This window comes from Agarivorans sp., assembly GCF_050295395.1.
GTDB lineage: Bacteria > Pseudomonadota > Gammaproteobacteria > Enterobacterales > Celerinatantimonadaceae > Agarivorans.
Window position 1 is genome coordinate 1 of sequence record NZ_JBNKPP010000012.1, and the last position, 7817, is coordinate 7817.

General features: G+C 47.3%; 10 protein-coding genes and 1 pseudogene. 4 read left to right on the forward strand and 7 right to left on the reverse strand.

Going from position 1 to position 7817, the window contains the following annotated elements; translation table 11 throughout:
- The 3 genes from ACQY6Q_RS00565 to ACQY6Q_RS00575 all read right to left on the reverse strand — a co-directional run.
- A partial coding sequence (locus ACQY6Q_RS00565; RefSeq protein ID WP_427976612.1) for a tRNA (cytidine(34)-2'-O)-methyltransferase occupies window positions 1-396 on the reverse strand: 396 nt, incomplete at its 3' end.
- A gap of 25 nt (window positions 397-421) precedes the next feature.
- Entirely contained in the window at window positions 422-1756 is a 1335-nt protein-coding gene (locus ACQY6Q_RS00570; protein WP_427976614.1) for an ATP-binding protein, read from the reverse strand.
- Window positions 1757-1758: 2 nt separating this feature from the next.
- A complete protein-coding gene (locus ACQY6Q_RS00575) occupies window positions 1759-2445 on the reverse strand; it encodes a response regulator (RefSeq protein WP_427976616.1) in 687 nt (228 codons plus the stop codon).
- Window positions 2446-2603: 158 nt separating this feature from the next.
- Between ACQY6Q_RS00575 and ACQY6Q_RS00580 the strand changes: the two genes are divergently transcribed.
- Genes ACQY6Q_RS00580 through cysE form a run of 3 tightly spaced genes read left to right on the forward strand, consistent with a single transcriptional unit; the run spans window position 2604 to window position 4883 of the window.
- The gene (locus ACQY6Q_RS00580; RefSeq protein ID WP_427976618.1) at window positions 2604-3116 is read left to right on the forward strand and encodes a Spy/CpxP family protein refolding chaperone; all 513 of its coding nucleotides are present in this window, start codon (window positions 2604-2606) and stop codon (window positions 3114-3116) included.
- Between the two features lie 48 nt (window positions 3117-3164).
- Window positions 3165-4067 (forward strand): cation diffusion facilitator family transporter, encoded by a 903-nt coding sequence (locus ACQY6Q_RS00585; protein ID WP_427976620.1) that lies wholly within the window; start codon window positions 3165-3167, stop codon window positions 4065-4067.
- 9 nt (window positions 4068-4076) lie between these two features.
- Window positions 4077-4883: a serine O-acetyltransferase gene (cysE, locus tag ACQY6Q_RS00590; RefSeq protein WP_427976622.1), complete on the forward strand. Its 807-nt coding sequence runs from the start codon at window positions 4077-4079 to the stop codon at window positions 4881-4883.
- A 15-nt stretch (window positions 4884-4898) separates the two neighbouring features.
- Here cysE and ACQY6Q_RS00595 read toward each other — a convergent pair whose 3' ends face one another.
- Entirely contained in the window at window positions 4899-5117 is a 219-nt protein-coding gene (locus tag ACQY6Q_RS00595; RefSeq protein WP_427976624.1) for a DUF1653 domain-containing protein, read from the reverse strand.
- A 192-nt stretch (window positions 5118-5309) separates the two neighbouring features.
- On the opposite strand from ACQY6Q_RS00595, the gene zapB reads away from it, so the two are divergent.
- The gene (gene zapB, locus ACQY6Q_RS00600; RefSeq protein ID WP_055733866.1) at window positions 5310-5516 is read left to right on the forward strand and encodes a cell division protein ZapB; all 207 of its coding nucleotides are present in this window, start codon (window positions 5310-5312) and stop codon (window positions 5514-5516) included.
- Window positions 5517-5532: 16 nt separating this feature from the next.
- On the opposite strand, the gene rraA is transcribed toward zapB, so the two are convergent.
- From rraA to ACQY6Q_RS00615, 3 genes and pseudogenes are all read right to left on the reverse strand, one after another.
- Window positions 5533-6021, reverse strand: coding sequence for a ribonuclease E activity regulator RraA (gene rraA, locus ACQY6Q_RS00605; RefSeq protein WP_427976627.1), 489 nt, complete (start codon window positions 6019-6021; stop codon window positions 5533-5535).
- Window positions 6022-6184: 163 nt separating this feature from the next.
- The gene (gene hslU / locus ACQY6Q_RS00610; RefSeq protein WP_427976629.1) at window positions 6185-7516 is read right to left on the reverse strand and encodes an HslU--HslV peptidase ATPase subunit; all 1332 of its coding nucleotides are present in this window, start codon (window positions 7514-7516) and stop codon (window positions 6185-6187) included.
- 19 nt (window positions 7517-7535) lie between these two features.
- A pseudogene (locus ACQY6Q_RS00615) lies at window positions 7536-7817 on the reverse strand (HslU--HslV peptidase proteolytic subunit); the annotation flags it as partial.

Sequence of the window (7817 nt, forward strand, 5' to 3'; positions counted from 1 at the left end):
GTTCATGCTGCGGCTGTTAGCTAGCATTGGAATGCGTAATCGAAATTGGCCGTCAATTTCATTGAGCACATGGTCTGGTAAACCGCGAGTTTCTGGGCCAAACATTAAGTAGTCACCGTCGGAAAAACTGAAATCGCTATGAAAACCGCTGCCCTTGGTGGTGCAGGCTAGCAGGCGTTTGGGCTGTTCACTGTCTAAGAAGGCCTGATAGTTGGCGTGGCGTTTTACCTCGGCAAACTCATGATAGTCTAAGCCTGCGCGCTTCACCTTTTTATCGTCCCAAGCAAAACCCAAAGGTTCGATGAGGTGCAGGCTACAACCGCTGTTGGCGGCTAAACGAATGATGGCGCCAGTATTTTGCGGGATTTCTGGCTCGTAGAGCACGATGTTGATCATGGCTTATCCAGTTGACTAAAAAGCGCTATTGTAGTGGCAAGCGCAGGCTTACTTCTAGCCCTTTCAGGGAATGATTTTTAGCCGCGATGCTACCGCCGTGTTGGCGCACGGCCGATTCGGCAATGGCCAGCCCCAAACCCACCCCACCACTGTCTCGGTCGCGGGCTTCACCGCAACGATAGAAGGGACGAAAAATGCTGTTCAGTTCGCTTTCTGCAAGGCCTGGCCCATCGTCGCATATCACTATGACTAATTGCTTATCTTCCACACTAGCTTTAAGAGTGACCTTGCTGTCGGCATACTTGAGGGCGTTGCGGCAAACATTTTCAATGGCCGAACTGAGTAACTGTGGATAACATACTAAGCTCAGTTGTTTCGGGTAGTTGGCGCTAAATTGCTTATTGAGTTGTTCGGCTTCAAACTCACAGTTGTTGATCAGATCGGCGATTAATTCATCGAACTTGGTTTGTTGTTGCTTGGCGTTAACTTGCATACGAGACAACGATAGCAAGGCGTTAATCATTTCGGCCAAGCGCTGTGATTCGCGTTCAATTCGCATTATTTCTGGAGTGGTTTGTTGGCGTTTTTTATGTAGAGCCAAAGCCATGTTGAGCCGAGTAAGTGGTGAGCGTAGCTCATGGGAAATATCACTCAGCAAGCGCTGTTGATTGCTAATGGTCTGATTGAGGGTATCTACCATCCGTTGCAGGCTATCAGACAACTGGCCAATCTCGTCACCGCGTTGAATTTCTGGCAGCGGGGTATCTAAGTAACCCAGTGACACTTTATTGGCCGCCGAGCGCAAACGCTTCAGTGGTTGTACGATGTGTTGGGTAAGCAAAATACACATTAGCAAACTGAGCAGCAGGGCCACCGAGCCAAGAAACCAAGGCGAGAAGCCAAGTTTGCGGATCGCGTGTAATTGCTCCGGTGGTGGGCGGCGCTGAAGATATAACAAGTAGTCTTGGTGCTGCAGCTTAATTGGCCACGGGCCTACCCATAAATATTCATCATTTACGCTAACGCGCGGATTAGTCACATCGTCATGCTCAAGAATGAAGCGATGCATGTCGCGACTTAAGTTGGCCTGATTAATCACTTGGCCGCTTTGGTCAACGATGAAAACTAGCCCAAAACGCGAGCGCTTATGAGGGCGATACGAAGGGCTAAGAAAGTGTTCGGGATTACGCTCGATGCGCTCGGCATATTCCTGAAGATTATTCAGCTCCCACTCTGGCGCTCTAAAATCATCTTCTCGAACTAGTTTCGATAGGCTAATCGAGACCAACGCGGTGATTACCAGTATCACCCAGAACGAGACGAATATTTTAACGAATAGATTGTTTAGCAGCCGGTTCATGCTTACCACTCTAGCCACATGTAACCTTTACCGCGCACGGTTTTAATCCGTGGCAACTGGTCTTTGCGTGGCGGGATCTTTTTACGGAGGTTGCTAATATGCATATCGAGGCTGCGGTCAAAGGCTTGCAGCCGTTTGCCTAAGACCTTTTGGTTGAGCTGTTCTTTATCTAATACTTGGCCGGGGTGTTCTAGTAATTGCTGTAACAGCAGTAATTCGGTACTGGTTAAATCCAGCTCTTGGTCTTCACAATGTGCCTGTTGCTTGCTCACCGACAGGCTTAAGTCTTGATGGCGGATCAGGCTATGGCCGTTGTCATTAGAGCTAGTGCTTTGGGTGCGCCGCAAAATGGCTCGGATCCGCGCCAGCAGCTCCCTTTCACTGAAAGGTTTTCCCAGATAGTCATCGGCACCCAGTTCTAAACCCAGTACACGGTCGATTTCATCACCCTTAGCGGTAAGCATCAATACGGGTTGCTGATTGTCTTTGCGTAGTTCTTTAAGTACTTCAAAGCCGTTTTTACCCGGCATCATTACGTCGAGTAATACTAAGTCGTAAGCTTGTTGTTCAAGCTTGGCTAGGCCACTTAAACCATCATTGCAGATGTCGCAGCTAAAGCCTTCTAGCTCTAGCAGTTCGCCAAGCAACTCGGTTAGCTCTTTGTCGTCATCAATTAGCAGTAATTTCACTGGCGCCACACTTTTTAATCTTAATATTTGAATTGTACAAAACTCCATGGCCTTTGCAGTGATTAAGTAGCCGCTTTTACATTGCTTTACACTTTGCTGCCGTTTGTTTGCATTCAGCTTTGTAAACTAATAATGAATCAACGAGTCGAGGAATAATTATGAACAAGCTAATCATTAGTACGCTACTTGGCAGCATGGTATTTGCACCGCTAGCTTTCGCAGGACCAGGTAATGGCAACGGTGGTAATGCTGGTTGCATGCAAGGTCGTGATGACTACCCACCAATGCGCATGATGCAAGAGTTGGACTTGAGTGCAGCTCAGCGAGCGCAAGTAAGAGACATTATGCAGCAGTTCCAAGCTAAAGGCGCAATGAACCAGCAGGGCCAAAAAAACCAACCTGGCCAGCGTGCTCAGCGGGGACAGGCAATGTACCAGCAACGCATGGAAATTATTAGTTCGGCTAAGTTTGACGAAGCGGCAGCACAAGCTTTAGTCGCCGAACAAGCGGCTCGCCGCCAAGGCATGATGGTGGATCATCTACGTGCGCAGCAGCAGATATATCAAATATTAACTCCTGAGCAGCAGCAAAAATATCAGCAATTACATGCTGATAGAATGGAAAACCATCCGCGCTTTATGACCAAAGGTCAGAAAAAAGCTCAGCTTTAATAGTCGCTAACCGTTATACTTTACAAAATTTTTGGAAGAATTTGTAAAGTGGAAAAGCATAATTATCAGCGCTTGGTCACCTTAGCTACTTGGGTTGCAACCTGTGTAGCGGTGACCTTGCTTGTTATTAAGAGTAGCGCTTTCTTATATACGGGTGCGGTGAGTATTCTTGCCTCGCTGATCGATTCCCTAATGGACATAGGAATGTCGGTAGTGAATTTGTTGGCGGTTCGTTATGCCTTGCAACCCCCTGATAAAGAACACAGCTTTGGCCACGGCAAAGCGGAACACTTAGCTGGTATGGCGCAAGCCGCGTTTATCACCGGCTCGGCCATTATGCTGCTATTTAGTGGTGTGACCGAGCTGCTCGACCCTAAAGCTATTCAACATAGCAATGCAGGGATTAGCGTAATGGTGATATCAACCCTAATCACCTTTGCTTTAGTGATGTTCCAGCGCTATGTGATTCGCAAAACCAATAACACCGTAATTAAAGCCGACTCCATGCACTATGCCATGGATATTTACATGAATGCAGCGGTATTGGTGGCCTTGCTATTGAGTCGCTTCGGCTGGTATTGGGCCGACGGTTTGTTTGCGGTGCTGATTGCTCTGTACATTTGTTATGGAGCGTTAGGTATTGCCAAAGAGTCGGTGCAAAATCTATTGGATAGGCAGTTGCCAGAGTCGTTTCAAATACAGGTATTAAACTGCGCGTTATCGGTGCCCGAGGTGATGGGGGCCCACGATATTCGTACTCGCCAATCGGGACAGACTAAATTTATTCAGCTTCATCTGGAGCTAGATGATAAGCTTGACCTTTATACCGCGCATAAAATTGCCGATGAAGTAGAAGATAAAATTGTTGAACTGTGGCCCGAAGCTGATGTATTAATCCACCAAGATCCGCAATCGGTGGTTCCGCAGGAAAAGAAATTAGAATTAGAGTAAGGTGAAGCAGTGGCAAAGGATAGCGATTTTCAAATCAAGCAAACTCTTGCTGAAATAGTATGGTTGCAAGTTCGCGATGAAGCTAATCGCATGGCTGAAGATGAGCCGATGTTGGCGAGCTTCTTTTATTCCACTATTTTGAATCATGATAGTTTAGCCTCGGCTTTAAGCTTCCAGTTAGCTAGCAAGTTAGACAGTTCCACGGTTCAAGCGATTCTATTACGCGAATTTATTGAAGAAGCCCTACGTGCTGACCCTAGTATTTTAGAAGCGGTGGCTGCCGACATAGTAGCGGTTAAAGACCGAGACCCAGCGGTACAGTATTACGCAGTACCCTTGTTATACCTGAAGGGTTTTCATGCCTTAGAAGGTTATCGCATTGCAAACTGGCTATGGAAAAAAGGTCGTTTGGCCTTGGCGCGTTACATACAAAACCAAATTTCGGCGGTATTTGCTGTGGATGTGCATCCTGCCGCAACCATTGGCAAAGGCATCATGTTCGACCATGCTACTGGTATTGTAGTGGGCGAGACCGCAGTAATCGAAGATGATGTATCGATACTTCAATCGGTCACCTTAGGCGGAACAGGCAAAGAAACTGGCGATCGTCATCCTAAAATTCGCCAAGGCGTATTAATTGGCGCAGGTGCTAAAATTCTCGGCAATATTGAAGTTGGGCGAGGCGCCAAAGTGGGGGCGGGCAGTGTGGTATTAGAGCCCGTAGCCGCCCATACAACGGTGGCGGGTGTACCAGCAAAAGTGGTTGGCACCCCTTGTTGTGAGATGCCTTCCATGGATATGGGGCAAAACATTTAAGCCTGCCTAGCTGTTCTATTCAAGTGCCTCAACAAAAGCAAAACGAGGCACTTGCTTACCTGCCACTTCCACCGTTTCAAAAAACATCTCATAGGGTCTCACCCAGAGTTTTGCTTCGCCATATAAGGGGCGATATAAGACTAAGACTTGCTCTGTTTCGGAATGTATTACCGTGTCGATAACCTGGTAATCTTGCCCTTTGTAGTGGCGGTAGCGCCCTTTTTGTATATTCATGACTATTTATTCAACAACTAGTTAGCGAAATACTGTTCTACTCTTGTTGGCTAAAGATGACAAGAGTATGCTGCTGTTAAAGCAGTTGTTATCAGTATGTGAGTACCGACTTTGGCTCTTATGCAGATAGCAACTGGTTCAGTTCAAAGCCGTGTACTGATTAAGAAACGGAATTAACGGGAGTAAAGAGTAATGTCCTTTGAAGTATTAGAAAAATTAGAAGCGAAGATCCAAGTTGCGGTTGATAGCATCGAGTTGTTGCGTATGGAAATTGATGAGCTGAAGGAACAGAACAGCAAGCTAAATGATGAAAACAGCCGCCTGTTACAAGAGCAACAGGCTTGGCAAGAACGCCTTAAGGCTTTATTAGGCCGAATCGAAGACGTTCACGCCGAGTAGTTTTAAGCCTGAGCGTTTACTCTATGTCGAGCGGCTCAGGCGACAGAATCACTCCGGTGGTATCGGCATAGATGTGATCTTCCGGTAGGAAGGTCACGCCACCAAAGTTAACCGGAATATTGATATCCCCAGTTTCATCATCGGCATCGGCACCAACAGGAATAGAAGCCAAGGCTTGAATGCCAATGTCTAGTTCTTCTAAGGCGTCAACATCACGTACACATCCATAAACAATGATGCCATCCCACTCGTTCTCGGCGGCTGTCTCGGCAATATTGACATCCACTAAGGCGCGACGTAACGAACCGCCACCGTCGATCAGTAATACTCTACCTGTTCCTGACTCTTGCACCACCTGAGCAATTAGTCCGGCATTTTCAAAGCACTTAATGGTGGTGATTTCTCCACCAAAGGCATTTCTGCCGCCATAACTAGCAAACATCGGCTCGACAACGTCAACCGTGTCGGCGTAGAGGTCACAAAGTTCTGAGGTATTGTATTCCATGGTTTGGATCCTAAAATTGGCCCGAGTATTCGCTACCAGTATAAACCCTAAGTTGCCGTTTTCAATTAAGAAATGGTAAGTGCTTAAGAAAAGCGGGTTGTGCTTACGCTGGCCCTTGCTGCAAGCGAAAAAAAAGCCGCCCAATGGGCGGCTAGTTTAGAGCTTATAGAATGAAGCGGCTGAGGTCTTCATCGGCCACTAAGTCGCCGAGATATTTAGTGACATAGTCGGCGTCGATGGTCACGGTTTGCCCCGCGTTATCGGAGGCCACAAAACTAAGTTCTTCCATTAGTTTTTCCATCACCGTATGCAAACGACGCGCGCCAATGTTTTCGGTGCGTTCGTTAACCTGCCATGCGGCATCGGCAATTTTTCGAATGCCGTCTTCGGTAAACTCAATGTCTAGCCCTTCAGTGGCCATTAGTGCTTTGTATTGCTCGGTTAGCGAGGCGCTAGGCTCGGTTAAGATCCGTACAAAGTCTTCGGCGCTTAGCGCACTAAGGTTAACGCGAATAGGCAAGCGGCCTTGTAATTCTGGAATTAAGTCAGAGGGCTTCGCTACTTGGAAGGCACCCGAGGCAATAAACAGAATGTGGTCGGTTTTTACCATGCCGTGTTTGGTATTCACGGTTGAGCCTTCAACTAAGGGGAGTAAGTCTCGCTGTACGCCTTCTCGGCTGACATCGGGGCCAGACACTTCGCCACGTTTACAAATTTTGTCTATCTCGTCTAAGAACACGATGCCGTTATTTTCTACCGCATGCAGGGCTTTTTCTTTAAGCTCTTCAGGGTTGATCATTTTGGCGGCTTCTTCTTCAACTAAAAGCTTAAAGGCCTCTTTGATTTTTAGCTTGCGCTTCTTAGTGGCTTTATTTCCCGCTAGGTTTTGGAACATGCCCTGAAGTTGGTTGGTCATTTCTTCCATACCAGGAGGGGCCATGATCTCAACGCCCACTTGTGGTTGGGCTACGTCGATTTCGACCTCTTTATCGTCTAACAGGCCTTCGCGCAGCTTTTTGCGGAAGGCTTGGCGAGTAGAGCTTTCTTCTGGCTTTTCTTCATGGCCAAAACTGTCTTTTGCTGGTGGTAGCAAGGCGTCAAGGATGCGGTCTTCCGCTTGGTCTTCGGCGCGAAAACGAAACTTTTCGGTTTCTTGTTCGCGGGTAATTTTAAATGCCACATCGGCTAAGTCACGAATAATGGTTTCGACTTCCTTACCCACGTAACCCACCTCGGTAAATTTGGTGGCTTCCACTTTAATGAAAGGTGCATGGGCAAGCTTGGCCAAGCGGCGGGCAATTTCGGTTTTACCTACACCGGTTGGGCCTATCATTAGAATGTTTTTGGGTGTCACTTCTTGGCGTAAATCGTCATCTAACTGCATGCGACGCCAGCGGTTACGCAAAGCAATAGCCACTGCCCGTTTCGCATCAGCTTGGCCAACGATGTGGTTGTCTAATTCTGAGACAATTTCTCTTGGGGTCATTTCCGACATAATTTATTCCTGCAAAGCCTTAGGCTTTAGCGTCTAATTCTTCAATAGTCTGATTTAAGTTGGTAAATACGCAAATGTTGCCAGCTATGGTTAAGCTCTTTTCGGCAATTTCTCGAGCACTTAAGTCAGTGTTCTCTAATAGGGCTAAGGCGGCGGATTGAGCGAAAGGCCCGCCAGAGCCAATGGCGATTAAGTCGTGTTCTGGCTGAACTACGTCACCATTACCAGTAATAATCAACGATGCTTCGGCATCGGCAACGGCGAGTAGGGCTTCCAGTTTTCTTAACATGCGATCGGTGCG